The sequence below is a fragment of the Streptomyces sp. NPDC020681 genome, from assembly GCF_044334895.1.
GTDB lineage: Bacteria > Actinomycetota > Actinomycetes > Streptomycetales > Streptomycetaceae > Streptomyces.
On sequence record NZ_JBIRTX010000003.1, the window covers coordinates 345,111 to 364,749 of the forward strand.

General features: G+C 70.3%; 14 protein-coding genes. 9 read left to right on the top strand and 5 right to left on the bottom strand.

Annotated features, from left to right (window positions below; genetic code table 11):
* The first annotated feature begins 215 nt into the window (after positions 1-215).
* Complete coding sequence (locus ACH4YL_RS08670; protein ID WP_398506132.1) at positions 216-1,007, top strand: hypothetical protein; 792 nt, start codon at positions 216-218, stop codon at positions 1,005-1,007.
* Positions 1,008-1,060: 53 nt separating this feature from the next.
* Here the strand turns inward: ACH4YL_RS08670 and ACH4YL_RS08675 are convergent, their stop codons facing one another.
* Positions 1,061-1,543 carry a MarR family winged helix-turn-helix transcriptional regulator gene (locus tag ACH4YL_RS08675; protein WP_398506134.1) on the bottom strand — a complete coding sequence of 161 codons (483 nt, stop codon included), beginning with the start codon at positions 1,541-1,543 and terminating at the stop codon, positions 1,061-1,063.
* A gap of 231 nt (positions 1,544-1,774) precedes the next feature.
* Here ACH4YL_RS08675 and ACH4YL_RS08680 point away from each other — a divergent pair, with 231 nt between their 5' ends.
* Positions 1,775-2,638: a lysozyme gene (locus tag ACH4YL_RS08680; RefSeq protein ID WP_398506136.1), complete on the top strand. Its 864-nt coding sequence runs from the start codon at positions 1,775-1,777 to the stop codon at positions 2,636-2,638.
* A 191-nt stretch (positions 2,639-2,829) separates the two neighbouring features.
* On the opposite strand, the gene ACH4YL_RS08685 is transcribed toward ACH4YL_RS08680, so the two are convergent.
* Positions 2,830-3,636: a pentapeptide repeat-containing protein gene (locus ACH4YL_RS08685; protein WP_398506138.1), complete on the bottom strand. Its 807-nt coding sequence runs from the start codon at positions 3,634-3,636 to the stop codon at positions 2,830-2,832.
* 88 nt (positions 3,637-3,724) lie between these two features.
* Positions 3,725-6,523: a M4 family metallopeptidase gene (locus ACH4YL_RS08690; RefSeq protein WP_398506140.1), complete on the bottom strand. Its 2,799-nt coding sequence runs from the start codon at positions 6,521-6,523 to the stop codon at positions 3,725-3,727.
* 186 nt (positions 6,524-6,709) lie between these two features.
* On the opposite strand from ACH4YL_RS08690, the gene ACH4YL_RS08695 reads away from it, so the two are divergent.
* Together ACH4YL_RS08695 and ACH4YL_RS08700 are read left to right on the top strand one after the other, a co-directional pair.
* Positions 6,710-7,672: a helix-turn-helix domain-containing protein gene (locus ACH4YL_RS08695; protein ID WP_398506142.1), complete on the top strand. Its 963-nt coding sequence runs from the start codon at positions 6,710-6,712 to the stop codon at positions 7,670-7,672.
* A gap of 167 nt (positions 7,673-7,839) precedes the next feature.
* On the top strand, positions 7,840-8,721 hold the full coding sequence (locus ACH4YL_RS08700; protein ID WP_398506143.1) for a trypsin-like serine peptidase: 882 nt from the start codon (positions 7,840-7,842) through the stop codon (positions 8,719-8,721).
* 57 nt (positions 8,722-8,778) lie between these two features.
* On the opposite strand, the gene lon is transcribed toward ACH4YL_RS08700, so the two are convergent.
* Positions 8,779-11,193 carry an endopeptidase La gene (lon, locus tag ACH4YL_RS08705; protein WP_398506144.1) on the bottom strand — a complete coding sequence of 805 codons (2,415 nt, stop codon included), beginning with the start codon at positions 11,191-11,193 and terminating at the stop codon, positions 8,779-8,781.
* A gap of 129 nt (positions 11,194-11,322) precedes the next feature.
* Here lon and ACH4YL_RS08710 point away from each other — a divergent pair, with 129 nt between their 5' ends.
* Positions 11,323-11,808 (top strand): protealysin inhibitor emfourin, encoded by a 486-nt coding sequence (locus tag ACH4YL_RS08710; RefSeq protein WP_398506145.1) that lies wholly within the window; start codon positions 11,323-11,325, stop codon positions 11,806-11,808.
* On the opposite strand, the gene ACH4YL_RS08715 is transcribed toward ACH4YL_RS08710, so the two are convergent.
* On the bottom strand, positions 11,764-12,618 hold the full coding sequence (locus ACH4YL_RS08715; protein ID WP_398506146.1) for a rhomboid-like protein: 855 nt from the start codon (positions 12,616-12,618) through the stop codon (positions 11,764-11,766). The genes ACH4YL_RS08710 and ACH4YL_RS08715 overlap by 45 nt on opposite strands.
* A gap of 208 nt (positions 12,619-12,826) precedes the next feature.
* On the opposite strand from ACH4YL_RS08715, the gene ACH4YL_RS08720 reads away from it, so the two are divergent.
* The 4 genes from ACH4YL_RS08720 (at position 12,827) to ACH4YL_RS08735 (ending at position 19,633) form a co-directional block, all read left to right on the top strand.
* The gene (locus ACH4YL_RS08720; protein ID WP_398506147.1) at positions 12,827-13,528 is read left to right on the top strand and encodes a spermidine synthase; all 702 of its coding nucleotides are present in this window, start codon (positions 12,827-12,829) and stop codon (positions 13,526-13,528) included.
* Positions 13,529-13,620: 92 nt separating this feature from the next.
* The gene (locus ACH4YL_RS08725; RefSeq protein WP_003959164.1) at positions 13,621-14,358 is read left to right on the top strand and encodes a response regulator transcription factor; all 738 of its coding nucleotides are present in this window, start codon (positions 13,621-13,623) and stop codon (positions 14,356-14,358) included.
* The gene (locus tag ACH4YL_RS08730; RefSeq protein ID WP_398506148.1) at positions 14,355-15,488 is read left to right on the top strand and encodes an ATP-binding protein; all 1,134 of its coding nucleotides are present in this window, start codon (positions 14,355-14,357) and stop codon (positions 15,486-15,488) included. Before ACH4YL_RS08725 ends, ACH4YL_RS08730 begins: the two co-directional genes overlap by 4 nt.
* A gap of 248 nt (positions 15,489-15,736) precedes the next feature.
* Positions 15,737-19,633: a multifunctional oxoglutarate decarboxylase/oxoglutarate dehydrogenase thiamine pyrophosphate-binding subunit/dihydrolipoyllysine-residue succinyltransferase subunit gene (locus tag ACH4YL_RS08735; protein WP_398506149.1), complete on the top strand. Its 3,897-nt coding sequence runs from the start codon at positions 15,737-15,739 to the stop codon at positions 19,631-19,633.
* Positions 19,634-19,639: the final 6 nt, after the last annotated feature.

The window sequence follows — 19,639 nt, forward strand, 5'->3', positions numbered from 1 at the left end:
GACGACCGGTCAGACGCGACCCCCACCCCTGGTACGGCTGGACCATTCCAGCGCTTTTGGGAGGGAAGACGCGCATCGGCCGCTCCGCCACCTGAACGAGTGAACATCACTTCGGAGTTGGCGAACAACTCGCCTCGGCGGACCCGCGGGAGCGTCGACTGGATCTTCGGGCCCGGCTTTGGCAGGATGCGCGCCCGCAGCTCAGACTGGGGATCATGCGTATCGAACTCGCCACCGCGCCCGGCACCCCCGACCGTCCGAACGAAGACTGGGCCTCCGTGGTCCTGCCTGCTGCGGGACGGGGAGGGGCGCTCGTGGTGCTGGACGGAGTGACGCCGCCGAAGGGCGATGACGGATGTGTGCACGGGGTTCCGTGGTTCACCTCCCGGCTCGGCGGTGCGCTGATCGAACTGTCCGGTTCGCGGCCGGACATACCGCTGGCCGGGGTCCTTTCCACGGCAATCCGGCGCACCGCCGACGCCCACCGGGACACCTGTGACCTTTCTCACGTGCGTACGCCGCAGGCCACGGTGGTGATGGCGCGCTGGGGCGGCCCCTCGGAGGACGTGGAGCATCTGGTGCTCTCCGACTCGACGCTGCTGCTGGAGTCGCCGGACGGGCGGGTTCGCGCGGTGCTCGACGACCGGATCGACCGGCTGCCGCGCGAGTCGCTGCGTACGCACGCCTCGGCCGACGCACTGCGCAACGCGGAGGGCGGCTTCTTCACGGCGGCGGCCGATCCGGCTGTGGCGGTCCGCGCGGTGACGGGCACTACGCCCCGGGCCGAGGTGCGCGCGGTGGCGGCGCTGACGGACGGGGCCTCGCGGTGGGTCGACATGTTCGCGGAGGGCACCTGGGCGGACTGTCTGGCGCTGCTGCGCAAGGAAGGGCCGCAGGGCCTCGTCGACCGGGTCAGGGCGCTGGAGGCGTCGGCGGCCGAAGCCCGTACGGAGGTCATCCGCTGGAAGCTGCACGACGACGCGGCCGTCGTCTTCGCCGAGCTGTAGCGGCCAAGGGCCCGGCGCCCGATCCGGACGACAGGCTGCCCCGGGGCCGGACGCTACTTCTCCACGCGGGTGTTGAGCTGGTGCAGCAGTCGCGCGAGCTCCGCGATCTCGCCGCGGTCCCAGTCCGCCAGCTTGCTCACATAGCGCTCGCGCCGGGCGTCCCTCACCCGGCGGAAGCGCTCCAGGCCTTCCTCGGTGAGCCGGACGAGCGAGGCCCGGCCGTCCGCCGGATCGGGTTCGCGGGCAACCAGCCCGAGCTCTTCCAGGGCGCGCAACTGGCGGCTCATGGTCGCCTTTCCGACCCCGAAGTAGCCGGCGAGGTCGGTGGCCCGCTGCTGCCCGGCCTCTTCGAGCCGTACGAGCAGTCCGTACGCGGCGGCCTCCAGATCCGGGTGGACCTCGCGCGCCATCTCGCCGGAGTTCGCCCGGGCCCGGCGCAGAAAGACGGCCAACTCCCGCTCCAGGGCCAGGAAGACGTGGTCCACACCACTCCGGTCCTTGGGATCCGCTTCACTCCCTGTACCGCTTCTGTGCACGTCAGCACCCCTCGCGCGCTTTCCGGATCCTGAAAGTTTCTTTCGGCGGCGGCCATTGCCGCAGCTCGGCCAGTATTTCGCAGGCGTAGACCAACGGCAGCACCCTGCCCCTCTTCCGCAACAGGGTTCTACGTGCGTAGCTTCATGAATGACATGTCCACACCATGCAGATCCCCACGACATGTCGACACATCGTCAGATCCCCCCCACCGAGGTCTTCGGAGGCACGCCATGCCCGTGCACAGATCCGGAACCACCGTTCCCCTCAGCTCGTCGTGGAGACCCCGCCGCTCGCTGCTCGCCGCGGCCGGCGCTCTCCTCGCAGTCCTCTCCCTCCTCCTCACCCTCCCCGGCACGGCCGCCGCTGACGCGGCCGGCGCCGATGTGCCGCCGCGCGGCTCCGCCCGTCTGGGCATGGGCGTCATCGCGCACGACGGCCAGGGAGGTCTGCCGCGCGACAACCGCGCCGTCCAGACGGAAGGCGTCGACGTCTCCAGCCACCAGGGCAACGTCAACTGGTCGGGACTGTGGACCAGCGGTGTGAAGTGGGCCTACGTCAAGGCCACCGAAGGCACCTACTACAAGAACCCCTACTTCCCGCAGCAGTACAACGGCTCGTACAACATCGGGATGATCCGCGGCGCGTACCACTTCGCCACGCCCGACACCACGACCGGAGCCGCGCAGGCCGACTACTTCGTGAACAACGGCGGCGGCTGGTCCCGTGACGGAAGGACCCTGCCGGGCGCGCTCGACATCGAGTGGAATCCGTACGGCGCGGCCTGCTTCGGCAAGACGCAGTCCGCGATGGTGACCTGGATCCGCGACTTCCTCAACCGGTACAAGGCCCGTACCGGACGCGACGCGGTGATCTACACCGCCACCAGTTGGTGGACCCAGTGCACCGGCAACTACAGCGGCTTCGGTGCGGCCAATCCGCTGTGGATCGCCCGGTACAACACCACTCCGGGCACGCTGCCGGCCGGCTGGGCGTACCAGACGATGTGGCAGTACACCTCGTCCGGACCGATCGTCGGCGACCACAACAAGTTCAACGGCGCGCTGGACCGCGTCGTGGCTCTCGCGAACGGCTAGGTCCTGTCGGGCCGATCGGGCCGGATCAGTGAGCGGGGTCTGGTGCGTGCAGCTGCAAGGCGGAGGAGGGAGACATGGCGGAGCCATGGCGACCGACGACAACGCGGCAGATGTGCGTGCCAGGGCACGCGAGCCCGGCAAGATCGGCCCGACAGGACCTCAGCCTCCAGGGGCCGCCCCGCGGACCCGGGTCACGACCAGTGCGCGGGGCGGTTCAGTTCCTTGGGAAGCCTGGTGGCGGCATCGCCCTTCGCCGCGTTCAGCTGCGGCTGAGTGACGAAGATGGCGCCGGTGAGATCGGCGCCCGAGAGGTTCGCGTCGCGCAGATCCGCACCGATGAGGTCGGCGAGGCGCAGATCGGCGCCGGTCAGATCCGCGGCGATGAGATACGCGCCGCGGAGACTGACCCCGCGCAGATCGGCACCCTTGAGCCGGGCGCCCATCAGATCCGCTCCCCGGCGGTCCTTCTTCCGCCCGGCGGCGCCGGCGCCGGCCCGTACGAGCTCGCTCGTCCGCAGCAACACCTCATTGACCTGCTGCCGGTGCGCGGCCACATCCAGCTTCTCCAGGTCGTCGGGCCCCAGCCCGGCCAGACGCTCGGTCTCCGCGAGCTGCCGCCGGATGTCCGCGTGGACCGAGCGGGCGGGCCGCAGCGTCAGCGCCTCGGTCAGATAGCGGAGCAGTTCGTGAAGCTGCCGTACGACGGGGAAGACCGCGAACATCTGCGCCGCGGTCTCGGGGGCCTGCCGCCAGTCCGTGCCGCCGAAGGTGATCTGCGAGACCTGCTGGCCCGCGCCGAAGCAGTCGTACACCGTGCAGCCGGAGAAGCCGCTCTGCCGCAGCCGGGTGTGGATGCCGCAGCGGAAGTCGGTGCGCAGATTGGAGCAGGGCTTTCCGGCGTCCTTGTCGGTCGCGAAGTCCGCGGACGCGGAGAACGGCAGTGCGACGCAGCACAGCCCGAAGCAGCTCCCGCAGTCGGCCTGCAGCGGGTTTTCCATTGCTCCATTGTGCGGGACGGCGAAGGACCCCCGGCGCGCAGGCACCGGGGGTCCGTCACATCACCTAGGCCTTGCTGTCAGCCGGTTGTCAGCCGCACCGGCCCGCCGGCCGGTCGCGGGTGACCAGGTCGGTCCAGCCCGTCGTGCCGTCGATCCAGATCACCTGACGGCCGGAGACGGCCGCCGGGGAGATCTGCTCGCCGCGGTTGCAGGAGACCCGCTCCTGGCGCGAGCCGTCCGCGGCGATCTGCCACAGCTTCGGCAGCGACTCGTTGCGGAGCACCGTGTCGGGCAGCGCGCTGTTCACGGTGACCGCCTCGTCGGAGACCGTCAGATCGAAGGGCAGCAGCGCGGTCGGCTTGGACTCCGGGCTGATGTCGACCGTGCCGGTGCCGTCGAGGCCGGAGCGGCGGACGGCCATCTGGCCCTCGTCGTTCAGGTTCTCGTCCACCAGCCAGAAGGCGTGCGTGGCGTTGATGCCGGCCTGGCCGAGCACCTGCGGGTCGCCGAGCTGCTGGGCGAGTGCCGCCTTGCCGGTCTTGAGGTCGTGGACCTCGACGCCCAGCTTGTACTCCTGGCCTTCCGGATACAGCTTGGCGTAGGCGAGCTTTCCGTTCCTGATCGCGGGAAGCGCGGTCAGTACGTCGAAGCCCCCGCCGTCCACGAAGGTCGGCTCACGGTCGCCGGGGCGCAGATAGGCGACATGCCGGTCGAAGAAGATCCCGAAGGTCTCGAAGACCACCACACCGTTCTCCACCCGCAGGCCGGAGATGTCGGTGAACGAGGTGTACAGCTTCTTGGTCGGACCGCCCGCGACCGGCCGGGAGAGGATGTCGAGGCTGGTCGTGCCGTACGCCGCCCAGACGACCGTCTTGCCGTCGGTCGCCGGATAGACGTGATAGCGCCCGTCGTTGGGGCTGATCAGCTTCGGACTGCCGGTGCCGTCGGCGCGGCCCGCGTAGACGGAGTACGGCTCCGAGCCTTCGTCGTTGGACTGCGAGACGGCCCACCAGCCGCCGCCCGCCTGGACGCCGGTGCCGGCGATGTTGAGCTTGCCGAGCAGCCGGTCGGAGTCGACGCCGAGGGCGTCCTCCCAGCCCTCGACGATGCCGTGGGCGTTGAACGACCGCTTCACCACGGCCAGTTGCTTCGCCGTGACGTCGAGGTCCTTCGCGGCCGCGAGCACCGCGTTGCGGCCGTCGGTGAATCCGTCGAGCGGTGTCATGTACTCGGACAGCGCCTTGTAGACGATTCGGTCGCCGAGCTCGCCGCCGACGTCCTGGCGCAGGTCCCACAACGCACCCGAGAAGATGGTGGAGTTGAGGTGCACTCCGCCGTTGTCGGCGCCGAAGGTGACGCCGAGGAAGTTCTTCGAGGTGGACGCGCCGTCGTTGAGGTCACGCAGCGCGCAGTCCCGCGGCTTGGTCGTACGGCACAGGTCCTCGCCGATCAGACCCGACTCCGGGGCCTCCATCGACTGGCCGGACGCGGCGAGGTCGATGGCGTTGCCGAAGTAGTCGGCGAGCGCTTCGTTGAGCGCGCCGGACTGGCCCGCGTAGACGAGGTTGGCGGTGTTCTCGACGACGCCGTGCGTCATCTCGTGTCCCACCACGTCGAGGTCGGCGGAGAGGGGCTTGTACTCCTCGTCACCGCCGCCGTACACCATCTTCTGGCCGTCCCAGAAGGCGTTCACGAACGGGCCGCCGAAGTCGGTGACGCCGACGAGGGAGTTGACGGTCATGCCGCGGCCGTCGAGGCTGTCGCGGCCGAGGTTCTTGCGGTAGAAGTCGTAGACCCGGCCGGCGGCCCAGTGCGCGTCGACCGCGCCCGACTCGGTGGCCTCCTTGCCGAAGTCCGACGCCGGATCGCTGAACTCCTTCAGCCCGCTCGGCCAGGTGCCCGCCACCTCGCCGACGTCGCGGCCGCGTGCGTCCCAGGTCGTGAGGGTGTTCTTGCTGGTGTCCGCCATGCGGGCGGTGTCCGTCATGCGGTACGCGGTGCCGGCGGCGTCGAGTCCGAGGTCGAGGTCGACCTTGGCACCGTCGAGCTTGACGCCGGAGCCCTTGACCGGGAGGACGGGGTCGGCCTCGGCCGCGCGCGCGGCCGCCTTGGCCGTGGCCGTGCCCGGCTTCTTCGCCATGTTCTTGGCGGCGAGGGTCTTGATGCCGCTGAACTGCAGCACCGGGTATCCGGCGCGGGCGTCGACATACACCTGCTGGAGGACCGGCTGGCCGGTGGCAGGGTCGGTGCCGCGCACGGTGACGTGGTGGGCGAGCACGCCTTCGCCGCGCGGGATCACCACGAGGCCGCCGGCCGTGCCGGTGAGCGCGGCGGCCCGGGCGGACTTGGCGCCCTTGCCCGGTATCGCGTCGGCCTTGCTCAGCGTCTTGCCGCCGAGACGCGCGGCCGTCGCCGCGATCGCGCGGCGCACCGCCGTCTCCTTGCTGACGCTCGCCTTCGTGCCGGTCTTCAGACCCGTGAAGTACTTGCCGGAGGTGCCGGTGACGACCCGCTTGCCGCCCTTGGACTCCATCCGTACGACGTACTGGCCGCCGAACACCGGGACGCCGTGGTGCTTCTGCTGAAGCCGCACGGTCTCTTCCGCGCCATTTTTGACGGTCCCCAGCGGCGTCAGATCGCGCTGCGCGTCGGCGATCCGGTAGCGGCTCTCCTTGGCTTCGAGATGGCCGCGGGCCGCGTCGGCGGGACTTGCCTCGGCGTCCGCCGCGTCCCTGATGCCCTCGACGAGCGACGGTGTGGCCGTCTCTGCCCCCGGGATGACATCGGCGGGCGGTGCGGCGGCCGGAGTGACCGCCTGCGCCGGTACTGCGGTCAGCAAGAGCCCGGCTGCGCCGAGCAGTGCTGCGAGACCGGTCCCCCTGGACATGCCCGATCTCCGTGTGCGTGTTCTGGCCTTGCGCACAGTTCGTACCCCTCCCACGTGCTGGTCAAGCCGTAAAGGTGGTCATGCCCATGCAACCTGCGGGCCGCCAACCGATCAATGAGGTCGGCAAGTTGACAAGTGGACACGCACACTTGTGTGTCCCGTGAAGACGGAGTGAGAATCCGACACATGAGCGAGGGGGAACTGCACACCCTCGGCCTGGGGCAGGCCGAGGAACGCGCCTACGAAGCGCTGCTCAAGGAAAGGGCCTGCGGGGCGGATGAGTTGGCGCGGCTGCTGGGACTGCCGCGGGAGCGTCTTGACCGGGTGCTCGGCCACCTCGTCGAACACGGCTTCGCGCTGCCGGCCGACGGCGCCGGCGACGACGCGCTGCCGCATCCGGCGGCCCCGGCGTCGGCGATCCGTACGCTCATCCACCGGCGCCAGGCCGAACTGCACTTACGGTCGGCGGAACTCGAGCGATTACGGATGACCGCGGACCAGCTCGCGGTCCGCCTGATGTCGGGCTCACCGAGCGCGTCCGACGGCGGCATCGAGGTGGTGACGGGACCACGGGCGATCGGCGAGACGACGGCGTACCTGCTGGCGTCGGCGGAGCGCGAAGTGGCGATCCTGGACCCGGAGTCGCTCGACCTCTCGGCGCTGCTCGAACGAGGAGTCGACGTACGGACCGTCCTCGACCGGGACGGCCTCTCGGCCCCGGGCCGGATGCGGGCGGTGACCGGCCTGGCCGAACGGGGCCTGCGGGCACGGGTCGCGACGGCCGTCCCGACCAAGCTGATCGCGGTCGACCGCCGGATCACGCTGCTGCCTCCCGCGGACCCGACATCCCCCGCCGCCACGGCGCTGCTGGTCGACGACGCGCTCCTGCGCAACGCACTCGTCCCCCTCTTCGAAACGGTCTGGGACCGCGCGACCCCGCTGGGCGGCCCGCACACCGCGCTCCCGAAGGCCGAACGCGAACTCCTGGGCCTGCTGGCCTCGGGCCTCAAGGACGAGGCAATCGCCCGCCGCCTGGGCGTCCACGTCCACACGGCACGCCGGAGAATCAGCCGCCTGCTGGACACACTTGGGGCGGAGACCCGCTTCCAGGCGGGCGCGAAGGCGACGCTCCGGGGGTGGCTGGACTGATTGTTTCCGGGGCTGCGCCCCAGCCCCCGCGCCTCGCTGCTCGCCGCGTCCGGCGAAGCTCGGCCACCACGGCCGCAGGCCGTACGGGGTCCAGGGGCGAAGCCCTGGTTGCGGGAAAGGGCAGGGTGGGGAAGAGAGGCCCAGCCCTCACCCGGCAGGATGGCCGGATGACGCACAACCGGACCGGCACCGCACGGCGTTCCAACGCCGCCGCCGCCACCGCGATACTCATCGCGCTCAGCGCCTGCGGCGGGACAGCGTCGTCCGCCGAGCCACCGGCGAAACAGGCCGCCCGCGCCGTCGCACCCGCACCCCGGTCCTCGGCCGTCGCCTTCGACGGGGCGTCTTCGGTCGGCGTACTGATCGACCGCGACGGCGAGCACTTCTGCACCGCGAGCGTCGTCGACAGTCCGAAGGGCAATGTCGTCGCGACCGCCGCGCACTGCATCCAGGACGCCGGCGGCGAGCCTGACCACGAGCCCGGTGAGCTCCGGTTCGCGCCGGAGTTCTCCGGCAACGGCAATGGCAACGCCACGAACAAGGACCAGGGCAGGACCAGCGCCAAGGCCAAGGGCGTGTATCCGTACGGGCAGTGGAAGGTCGGCTCCGTACACATCGACGACCGGTGGACCGACGACGCCGACGACGCTGACGCCGCCGACTACGCCTTTCTGACGCTGGAGCCGGACCCCAAGGGCCGCCAGGTGCAGCAGGTCGTCGGCGCGGCCAAACCCGACTGGGAGTCGGAGGCCGACCGGCGGGTCACCGTCGTCGGGTATCCGAATCAGGCACACAATCCGGCCAATCGGCCCGTCGCGTGCACCACCGACACCCGTCCCGACCCCGAGTCGCCGGAGATCCTCCTCATGGAGTGCGCCGGGTTCTGGGAGGGCACGAGCGGCGCGCCCTGGCTCGCCGACTACCGGGACGCGCAGCATCAGGGGCGGCTCATCGGCGTGCTGAGCGGCGGCGACACGGACCGCGAGTCGACCGCGGCGCTCTTCGACGCGAAGGCGCGCGACCTGTACGAGCAGGCCGCGGGCCAGTAGCGGCACGCGCAAGGGCCCGGCGGCTCACCCACAGCCGCCGGGCCCGCACACGAAGCGTCACGCCGCCGCCGGCAACGCCACCTCCGCCGGAGAGAGCGCAATCTCCAGCACCTGTCGGACATCCGTCACCGGGTGTACCTCCAGCTTGTCGAGGATCTCGGACGGGACATCGTCCAGGTCCGCCTCGTTCCGCTTCGGGATCACCACCGTCGTCGTACCCGCCCGGTGCGCGGCCAGCAGCTTCTGCTTCAGGCCGCCGATCGGCAGGACCCGCCCGGTCAGCGAGACCTCGCCGGTCATGGCGACGTCCGTACGGACCAGCCGGCCCGACAGCAGCGACGCCAGCGCCGTGGTCATCGTGATGCCCGCGCTCGGGCCGTCCTTCGGCACCGCGCCGGCCGGGAAGTGGATGTGCACACCCCGGTCCTTGAGATCCGCCACCGGAAGCTCCAGCTCCGCTCCGTGCGAGCGCAGGAAGCTCAGCGCGATCTGCGCGGACTCCTTCATCACGTCACCGAGCTGACCGGTGAGGGTCAGACCCGCCGCGCCCGTCTCCGGGTCGGCCAGCGACGCCTCGACGAACAGGACGTCGCCGCCCGCGCCGGTGACGGCGAGACCGGTGGCCACTCCGGGCACGGCCGTACGCCGCTCGGCCGGGTCCTGCGCGGACTCGGGCACATGGTGCGGCCGCCCGATCAGGCCGCGCAGTTGCTCGGCGCCGACGATGAACGGCAGCTCCTGCTCGCCCAGTTCGTGCTGCGACGCCACCTTGCGCAGCAGTCTGGCGATCGAACGCTCCAGGTTCCGCACGCCCGCCTCACGGGTGTACTCCCCCGCCAGCCTGCGCAGCGCGGACTCGTCGATGGTCACCTCGCCGGGCTCCAGGCCCGCCCGCTCCAGCTGGCGCGGCAGCAGGTGGTCCCGGGCGATGACGACCTTCTCGTCCTCGGTGTAGCCGTCGAGCCTGACCAGCTCCATCCGGTCGAGCAGCGCCTCCGGGATGGCCTCCAGTACGTTCGCGGTGGCCAGGAAGACGACGTCGCTCAGGTCGAGTTCGACCTCCAGGTAGTGGTCGCGGAAGGTGTGGTTCTGCGCCGGGTCCAGGACCTCGAGCAGCGCCGCGGCCGGGTCGCCGCGGAAGTCCGAGCCGACCTTGTCGATCTCGTCGAGCAGGACCACCGGGTTCATGGACCCGGCTTCCTTGATCGCCCGGACGATGCGGCCCGGCAGCGCGCCGACGTAGGTACGCCGGTGTCCGCGGATCTCCGCCTCGTCCCGGACGCCGCCGAGCGCGACCCGGACGAACTTCCGTCCCATCGCGTGCGCGACGGACTCACCGAGCGAGGTCTTGCCGACACCGGGCGGGCCGACGAGCGCCAGAACCGCGCCCCCGCGCCGCCCGCCGACCACGCCCAGCCCCCGGTCGGCACGCCGCTTGCGCACCGCCAGGTATTCGGTGATCCGTTCCTTCACGTCCTGCAGTCCGGCGTGCTCGGCGTCCAGGATCGCCTTCGCGCCCTGGATGTCGTACTCGTCCTCGGTGCGCTCGTTCCAGGGCAGTTCGAGGACCGTGTCGAGCCAGGTGCGGATCCAGGAGATCTCGGGGCTCTGGTCGCTGCCCCGCTCCAGCTTGTCGACCTCCTTGAGCGCGGCCTCACGGACCTTCTCGGGCAGGTCGGCGGCCTCGACGCGGGCCCGGTAGTCGTCGGTCTCGTCCTCGCCGTCCTCACCGTTGAGCTCACGGAGCTCCTTGCGCACGGCTTCGAGCTGACGGCGCAGCAGGAACTCGCGCTGCTGCTTGTCGACGCCCTCCTGGACGTCCTTGGCGATGGACTCCGCGACGTCCTGCTCGGCGAGGTGCTCGCGCAGCTGCTCGGTGGCGAGCTTGAGGCGGGCCACCGGGTCGGCGGTCTCGAGGAGTTCGATCTTCTGGGCGGTGGTCAGGAACGGTGAGTAGCCGGAGTTGTCGGCGAGCTGCGAGACGTCGTCGATCTGCTGGACACGGTCCACGACCTGCCAGGCTCCGCGCTTCTTCAGCCAGTTCGTGGCGAGCGCCTTGTATTCCTTGACGAGCTCGGCGACCTGACCGGGCATGGGGTCAGGCACGGTCTCGTCGATCCGCGCGCCCTCGACCCAGAGTGCGCCGCCGGGCCCTGTAGTGCCAGCGCCGATCTTCACGCGGCCACGGCCGCGGATGAGCGCGCCGGGGTCTCCGTCGGAGAGCCGGCCGACCTGCTCGACGGTCCCGAGCACACCGGTCGCGGCGTACGTCCCGTCGACCCGCGGAACAAGAAGCACCTTCGGCTTGCTTGCCCCACTGGAGCGCGCAGCGGCCTGCGCGGCCTCCACCGCGGCTCGTACCTCTGCGTCGGACAGGTCCAGCGGCACCACCATTCCGGGCAGCACGACCTCGTCGTCGAGGGGCAGCACGGGCAGGGTGAGCGAAGTGAACGCAGAAGACTCAGCAGCCATGATCTCCCCTTAGGCAGTGAAGTTGAGCTGTATGGACTCAATGCACAGGGCCTCGGAGATGTTCCCGGGGGAACGTTCGCTCTCAGCGATCGTCCGCGGGGCAGCCGCCTCGTGGCCGATACTGCGGCGATGAGGCTTGAGTCGTACGGACGACGGGTGGGCGCCGGGGCGGGGCTGGCGCTCGCGGGACTTCTGGTCGCCGGGTGCGGCGGCGCGGGCGGGGGCGACGGTGAGGCGCCCAAGAGCACGCCTTCCTCCTCGGCGGCGACACGCTCCGCGTCGCCTGCCGCGGCTCAGCCGCTCGTCGAGATGACGGTCACCGGAGGCATCGCCGGTGTGCACAACCGGCTCCTCGTCCGCGCCGACGGCAGCTACTCCACGACCACGAAGACCGGAGCGGGCCGTACCGGCCGAATGACCCCGGCCGAGCTGGCCGAGCTGCGCCGGGCCCTGGAAGACGCCGACTTCGCCCGCCTCCCGCGCAATCCCACGGGCTCCCCGATCGCGGACGGCTTCACCTACGAGATCTCGTACGCGGGCCACACGGTCACCACATCCGACCCCGGGCTGCTACCCGCCCTGCGGGACGTACTCGCCGCGCTCCCCGAGGACTAGCGGGTGCCGCGCCACGCGGCGCACCGCCGGCCAGCACAGGAGCCCGGCCAGCAGGGCCAGCGGATGGCCCCAGTTGGTGAGCGGGTCCGCGAAGGCCAGCAGGTCCTTGAGGAGCATCAGGGACGTGAAGCCGAGGAGCGTGGCGCGCGGGACCGGGCCGAGGAGCCCGGCGAGCGCGCCGATGCTCGCCATCAGCCCGAAGCTGATGCCGTAGTCGAGCCGGTGCAGCGAGGTGGCGGGCAGATGTCCGGCCGCCACGGATATCCCGACCGGTATCTCGGTGGCCAGCGTCGCCATGACATGACCGGCGAAAAACACCCCGGCGGTGCGCAGTCCTCCGATGCGGCGTTCCAGCGCGGTCAGTGTGAAGAGGAAGGCGACGGCGTACGGGGACGCCAACCCGCCGGCCACCCACAGCGCGCTCGCACCCAGAACGAGCAGCGGGGTGTCGGCCAAATGGGCGACATCGGTGCTGGAGCCGCGGAGGAGGGCGGAGACGGTGGCGGGGTCGCCGTACTCGGCGAACAGGGAGGTGGCGATCAGCACGAGGATGTACGCGAAGGTGAACGGCGTCCCGGTGGGTGTCGGCACCACCTGCCGCAGCACGGCCCAGCCGCGCCGCCACGCCGACCCTTGAGCTTCACCGCCGCACGAGGCCTCGGCCGCACCGGACGGTACGGGCCGGACAAGGCCCGCCTCCGGGGAGGCGGACTCGGCAGCGGGCTCCACCGGGCTCTTCCGCTGGCGCGGGATCCCGGGCAGCAGGCCCGTGTCCGTCGAGGGGACTTCGTCCTTCGTGCGCCGGTGCACCGCGTGAGGCCCCTTTCGCCAAGCCCCCGAACAAAACACCACCCAACGCGATCACCATCACCCGCGTCTATGACGTGCGCCACACCAGGCAACCCTCGTACCGCTTCGAGCGTCGCGCGCACCACCGGGCCAATTCATTTGTTCCGCTCGCGCCGTCCCGCCACGATGGCCCCAGACACCCGCCCGGCCCGCCATCCGGAGGTCATCCATGTCGCTGTACACCGACGCGTCCGATCCGCCCGTCACCCTCGACCGGCGCGACGGACCCCATGGCGAGGTCGTACTGCGGCGGCGCGGTGATCGGCACGAGATCATCGCCAACGGGTGTTTTCTGATGGACACCTCCGACGGCCGCTCCGAGCGACTTCTCGTCGACGCCGCGTACGACGCGCTCGCCGCCGCCGGAAAACGCGATCCCGCCCTCCTCATCGGCGGCCTCGGCGTCGGCTTCTCGCTGGCCCACGCCGCCGCCAACCCGAACTGGCGCAGCATCGCCGTCGTCGAGCGCGAACAGGCGATCATCGACTGGCACCGCACCGGGCCGCTGCGGCAGATCTCCGGCGACGCGCTCGCCGACCCCCGCAGCGTGATCCTGCACACGGACCTCCTTGACCACCTCCGTGCCGGTCCGGACCACGCGGAGCGTTACGACGCCCTCTGTCTTGACATCGACAACGGACCCGACTGGACCGTCACCGACGACAACGGAAATCTCTACTCACCAGCCGGACTAGCCGCCTGTCAGGCCCTGTTGGAGCCGGGCGGAATTCTCGCCGTGTGGTCCGCCCAGCCCTCCGCCGCTTTCGAGGATGCGTTGCGGAATGCCGGATTCACCGGGGTAAGAACCGAAGAGATCCCCCTTGCCCGAGGAGTTCCCGACGTGGTCCATCTCGCTGTTCGCCCTGCGTAGCCGGGAGTGCGTCACTGCCTTTACGCTGCTGACCTACACACCGGATCTAGAACCGGCTTGCAGCTCGCGAGAACGCGTACAGGGGCGGGACGATGGAGCAGACACACACCACCCACAACGGCGTCGCGGCCACGCCCGGCGCCCAGCGCCGGGTGCTGGTGGTCGAGGACGATTCGACGATCGTCGACGCCATCGCCGCACGTCTGCGGGCCGAGGGCTTCCTCGTGCAGACGGCCGCCGACGGGCCCGCCGCGGTCGACGCGGCCGAGGCATGGCAACCCGATCTCATGGTCCTGGATGTGATGCTGCCCGGCTTCGACGGCCTCGAGGTGTGCCGTCGCGTCCAGGCGCAGCGTCCCGTCCCGGTCCTGATGCTCACGGCGCGCGACGACGAGACGGACATGCTCGTCGGGCTCGGCGTCGGCGCGGACGACTACATGACCAAGCCCTTCTCGATGCGGGAGCTCGCGGCACGCGTGCATGTGCTGCTGCGCCGCGTCGAGCGGGCCGCGCTCGCCGCGGTGACCCCGCGCAGCGGGATCCTGCGCCTCGGCGAGCTGGAGATCGACCACGCACAGCGCCGGGTCCGGGTGCGCGGTGACGACGTGCATCTGACGCCGACCGAGTTCGATCTGCTGGTCTGCCTGGCGAACACGCCGCGCGCCGTGCTCTCCCGCGAGCAGTTGCTGGCCGAGGTCTGGGACTGGGCGGACGCCTCCGGCACCCGCACCGTCGACAGCCACATCAAGGCTCTGCGCCGGAAGATCGGCGCAGAGCGGATCCGTACCGTGCACGGCGTCGGCTACGCGCTGGAGACGCCTGCGCCATGAGGCGCAGGCTCCGTGGCGGACGGCCCGGCAGACGAGACCGCAGCCAGGGCTGGAGAAACTGGCTGCGGTCCGCCTCGATCTCGATATCCATCAAGACCAAGCTCGGCACGCTCGTCGTCGTCTCGGTCTTCATCACGACCGGCCTGCTGCTGGTCGCGCTGCGCACCGAGACCGAGCTGCGCTTCATCACCGTCTTCTCGGTGATCGCGACGCTCCTGATCACCCAGTTCGTGGCGCACGGGCTGACCGCGCCGCTGGACGAGATGAACACGGTGGCCAAGGGCATATCGCACGGCGACTACACCCGCCGGGTGCGCGGCGCCGACCGCCGGGACGAGCTCGGCGACCTCGCCTCCACCATCAACCGCATGGCGGACGACCTGGAGGCGGTGGACCAGCACCGCAAGGAGCTGGTCGCCAATGTCTCGCACGAGCTGCGCACTCCGATCGCCGCGCTGCGCGCCGTGCTGGAGAACGTCGTGGACGGGGTCTCCGCCGCCGATCCGGAGACGATGCGCACGGCGCTCAAGCAGACCGAGCGGCTGGGCCGCCTGGTCGAGACGCTGCTGGACCTCTCCAGGCTGGACAACGGCGTCGTACCGCTGCGGTCCCGCCGTTTCGAGGTGTGGCCCTATCTGTCGGGAGTGCTGAAGGAGGCCAATCTGGCCGCCTCCCAGCGCGGTCTCACGTCCGGCTCCGGGCACCACACCCGTACCGACGTGCATCTGCATCTGGACGTGTCGCCGCCCGAGCTGACCGCGCACGCGGACGCGGAGCGGCTGCACCAGGTGGTGGCGAACCTCATCGACAACGCGGTCAAGCACTCGCCGCCGCACGGCCGCGTGACCGTACGGGCCCGGCGCGGCCCGCTGCCGGAGTCGCTCGACCTCGAAGTGGTCGACGAGGGCCCGGGCATTCCCGAGCAGGAGCGCCATCGGGTCTTCGAGCGCTTCAACCGCGGCAGCGTGACGTCACCGCACGGCAAGGGCAGCGACGGCGGTACGGGCCTGGGCCTGGCGATCGCACGCTGGGCGGTCGATCTGCACGGCGGGCGCATCGGCGTGGCCGAATCGTCCCGCGGCTGCCGCATCCTCGTCACGCTTCCGGGGGTCCCGGCGGCACGCGGTTGACGTAGGGTTCGAACCGGAAGCGCGCATTCTGCGTGTACGCAGGTGAGGACACCGCCCGCGCCCAGACCCCGCTTCGGACTCTGGGTGCGAAACCATGCTTGTTTCCCGCCATTCCCTGCCCCGAAACCCGCCCTTCGGTGTGACTTGCGCGACGATGGCCCGCCCGGCCTGCACCTCTCGGCCAGGGAGGCGTAGCCTTTATTTCCGCTGTCCACCACCTTGTGAAGCGGAAGAGGGCGGTTGCCGCCGTGTCGTCTCAGTCCCCCAGTAACTCGAGCATCTCGACCGACCAAGGCGGGCAGGGTAAGAACCCTGCCGCCGCGTTCGGCCCCAATGAGTGGCTCGTCGACGAGATCTACCAGCAGTACCTCCAGGACCCGAATTCGGTCGACCGTGCCTGGTGGGACTTCTTCGCCGACTACAAGCCGGGTGCACCGGCCGCCGGTCAGTCGAGCGCCGCGCAGGCCTCGGATGCCGTAGCCGCGGGGGCTGCGGACACCGCAGCCCCGGTCGCCGCACCGTCCAACGGCGCACCCGCGGCCGCCCCGGCTGCCGCCGCCCCTGCGGCCCCCGCGGCCCCTGCCGCGAAGCCCGCGGCTGTAGCCCCCGCCGCACCGGCACAGCCCGCAGCCCCGGCCCCGGCCCCGGCTGCCGCTGCCCCTGCCGCACCGGCGCAGCCCGCGGCTCAGGCTCCCGCGGCCGCGAAGCCCGCCGCCGCGCCGGCGGCTGCCGCCGGCAAGGCGGCTGAGCCGGCCCCGGCCCAGGGCCCCGAGTACGTCACGCTCCGCGGCCCCTCGGCCGCCGTCGCGAAGAACATGAACGCGTCGCTGGAGCTGCCCACGGCCACCTCCGTGCGCGCCGTCCCGGTGAAGCTGCTCTTCGACAACCGGATCGTCATCAACAACCACCTCAAGCGCGCCCGCGGCGGGAAGGTCTCCTTCACGCACCTCATCGGGTACGCGATGGTGCAGGCGATCAAGGCCATGCCGTCGATGAACTACTCCTTCACGGAGAAGGACGGCAAGCCGACCCTGGTCAAGCCGGAGCACATCAACTTCGGTCTCGCGATCGACCTGGTGAAGCCCAACGGCGACCGCCAGCTCGTCGTCGCCGGCATCAAGAAGGCCGAGACGCTCAACTTCTTCGAGTTCTGGCAGGCGTACGAGGACATCGTCCGCCGTGCCCGGAACAACAAGCTGACGATGGACGACTTCACCGGCGTCACCGTCTCGCTGACCAACCCCGGCGGCCTCGGCACCGTGCACTCCGTGCCGCGGCTGATGCCCGGACAGTCGGTCATCATGGGCGTCGGCTCCATGGACTACCCGGCGGAGTTCCAGGGCACCTCCCAGGACACGCTGAACCGGCTGGGCATCTCCAAGGTGATGACCCTCACGAGCACGTACGACCACCGCGTCATCCAGGGCGCCGCCTCCGGCGAGTTCCTGCGGGTCGTCGCCAACCTCCTCCTCGGCGAGGACGGCTTCTACGACGACATCTTCCAGGCGCTGCGCATCCCCTACGAGCCGGTCCGCTGGCTCAAGGACATCGACGCCTCGCACGACGACGACGTCACCAAGGCCGCCCGCGTCTTCGAGCTGATCCACTCCTACCGGGTCCGCGGCCATGTCATGGCCGACACCGACCCGCTGGAGTACCGCCAGCGCAAGCACCCCGACCTCGACATCACCGAGCACGGGCTCACCCTGTGGGACCTGGAGCGCGAGTTCGCGGTCGGCGGCTTCTCCGGCAAGTCGATGATGAAGCTGCGCGACATCCTCGGCGTGCTGCGCGACTCGTACTGCCGCACCACCGGCATCGAGTTCATGCACATCCAGGACCCGAAGCAGCGCAAGTGGATCCAGGACCGCGTGGAGCGCGGGCACACCAAGCCCGAGCGCGAGGAGCAGCTGCGGATCCTGCGCCGCCTGAACGCGGCGGAGGCCTTCGAGACCTTCCTGCAGACCAAGTACGTCGGTCAGAAGCGGTTCTCGCTGGAGGGCGGCGAGTCCGTCATCCCGCTGCTCGACGCGGTCATCGACTCCGCCGCCGAGTCGCGCCTGGACGAGGTCGTCATCGGCATGGCCCACCGCGGCCGGCTGAACGTCCTCGCGAACATCGTGGGCAAGTCGTACGCCCAGATCTTCCGGGAGTTCGAGGGCAACCTCGACCCGAAGTCGATGCACGGCTCCGGCGACGTGAAGTACCACCTGGGCGCCGAGGGCACCTTCACCGGTCTCGACGGCGAGCAGATCAAGGTCTCTCTGGTCGCCAACCCCTCGCACCTGGAGGCGGTCGACCCGGTCCTGGAGGGTGTCGCCCGCGCCAAGCAGGACGTCATCAACAAGGGCGGCACGGACTTCACGGTCCTGCCGGTCGCGCTGCACGGTGACGCGGCCTTCGCCGGCCAGGGTGTGGTCGCCGAGACGCTGAACATGTCGCAGCTGCGCGGCTACCGCACCGGCGGCACGGTCCACATCGTCATCAACAACCAGGTCGGCTTCACCGCCGCCCCGGAGTCCTCGCGTTCGTCCATGTACGCGACCGACGTGGCCCGCATGATCGAGGCGCCGATCTTCCACGTGAACGGCGACGACCCGGAGGCCGTGGTCCGCGTCGCGCGGCTCGCCTTCGAGTTCCGCCAGACGTTCAACAAGGACGTCGTGATCGACCTCATCTGCTACCGCCGCCGCGGTCACAACGAGGGCGACAACCCGCAGTTCACCAACCCGCAGATGTACAACCTGATCGACAAGAAGCGCTCGGTGCGCAAGCTCTACACCGAGTCGCTGATCGGTCGTGGCGACATCACGCTGGAAGAGGCGGAGCAGGCGCTCCAGGACTTCCAGGGCCAGTTGGAGAAGGTGTTCGCGGAGGTCCGCGAGGCCACCAGCCAGCCGACCACGGCGCATGTCCCGGACGCGCAGGCCGAGTTCCCGGTGGCCGTCACCACCGCGGTCTCCCAGGAGGTCGTGAAGCGGATCGCAGAGTCCCAGGTCAACATCCCCGACCGGATCACCGTCCACCCGCGTCTGATGCCGCAGATGCAGCGTCGCGCGGCCTCGGTGGAGGACGGCACGATCGACTGGGGCATGGGCGAGACGCTCGCCATCGGCTCGCTGCTGATGGAGGGCACTCCGGTCCGGCTCTCCGGCCAGGACACCCGCCGTGGCACGTTCGGCCAGCGCCACGCGGTGCTGGTGGACCAGGAGACCGGCGAGGACTACACGCCGCTGCTGTACCTCTCCGACGACCAGGCCCGCTACAACGTCTACGACTCGCTGCTCAGCGAGTACGCGGCGATGGGCTTCGAGTACGGCTACTCGCTGGCCCGCGCGGACGCGCTGGTCATGTGGGAGGCCCAGTTCGGTGACTTCGTCAACGGCGCGCAGACCGTCGTGGACGAGTTCATCTCGTCGGCCGAGCAGAAGTGGGGCCAGACCTCCGGCGTCACGCTGCTGCTGCCGCACGGCTACGAGGGCCAGGGCCCGGACCACTCGTCCGCCCGTCCTGAGCGCTTCCTGCAGATGTGCGCGCAGAACAACATGACGGTCGCGATGCCGACCCTGCCGTCGAACTACTTCCACCTGCTGCGCTGGCAGGTCCACAACCCGCACCACAAGCCGCTGATCGTCTTCACTCCGAAGTCGATGCTGCGTCTGAAGGCCGCGGCGTCGAAGGCGGAGGAGTTCCTCAGCGGCGGCTTCCGCCCGGTGATCGGCGACGCTGCGTTTGATGCAGGCGGCGTGGACCCGAACGGGGTCCGCAAGGTCGTCTTCTGCACCGGCAAGGTCTACTACGACCTGGAGGCCGAGCGGGTCAAGCGCGGCAACACGGACACCGCGATCATCCGCCTCGAGCGTCTGTACCCGTTGCCGGGTGCCGAGCTCCAGGCCGAGATCGCCAAGTTCCCGAACGCCGAGAAGTACCTCTGGACGCAGGAGGAGCCGGCGAACCAGGGTGCGTGGCCGTTCATCGCGCTCAACCTGATCGACCACCTGGACCTGGCCGTCGGAGCGGACATCCCGCACGGCGAGCGCCTGCGCCGCATCTCGCGGCCGCACGGTTCGTCCCCGGCGGTCGGCTCGGCCAAGCGGCACCAGGCCGAGCAGCAGCAGCTGCTCAACGAGGTCTTCGAGGCCTGAGCAGTA

Coding starts and splice junctions, on each gene's coding strand:
- ACH4YL_RS08670 (WP_398506132.1), top strand. CDS start 216: ATGCGTATCGAACTCGCCACCGCGCCCGGCACCCCCGACCGTCCGAAC.
- ACH4YL_RS08680 (WP_398506136.1), top strand. CDS start 1,775: ATGCCCGTGCACAGATCCGGAACCACCGTTCCCCTCAGCTCGTCGTGG.
- ACH4YL_RS08685 (WP_398506138.1), bottom strand. CDS start 3,636: ATGGAAAACCCGCTGCAGGCCGACTGCGGGAGCTGCTTCGGGCTGTGC.
- ACH4YL_RS08690 (WP_398506140.1), bottom strand. CDS start 6,523: ATGTCCAGGGGGACCGGTCTCGCAGCACTGCTCGGCGCAGCCGGGCTC.
- ACH4YL_RS08695 (WP_398506142.1), top strand. CDS start 6,710: ATGAGCGAGGGGGAACTGCACACCCTCGGCCTGGGGCAGGCCGAGGAA.
- ACH4YL_RS08700 (WP_398506143.1), top strand. CDS start 7,840: ATGACGCACAACCGGACCGGCACCGCACGGCGTTCCAACGCCGCCGCC.
- lon (WP_398506144.1), bottom strand. CDS start 11,193: ATGGCTGCTGAGTCTTCTGCGTTCACTTCGCTCACCCTGCCCGTGCTG.
- ACH4YL_RS08710 (WP_398506145.1), top strand. CDS start 11,323: ATGAGGCTTGAGTCGTACGGACGACGGGTGGGCGCCGGGGCGGGGCTG.
- ACH4YL_RS08720 (WP_398506147.1), top strand. CDS start 12,827: ATGTCGCTGTACACCGACGCGTCCGATCCGCCCGTCACCCTCGACCGG.
- ACH4YL_RS08725 (WP_003959164.1), top strand. CDS start 13,621: ATGGAGCAGACACACACCACCCACAACGGCGTCGCGGCCACGCCCGGC.
- ACH4YL_RS08730 (WP_398506148.1), top strand. CDS start 14,355: ATGAGGCGCAGGCTCCGTGGCGGACGGCCCGGCAGACGAGACCGCAGC.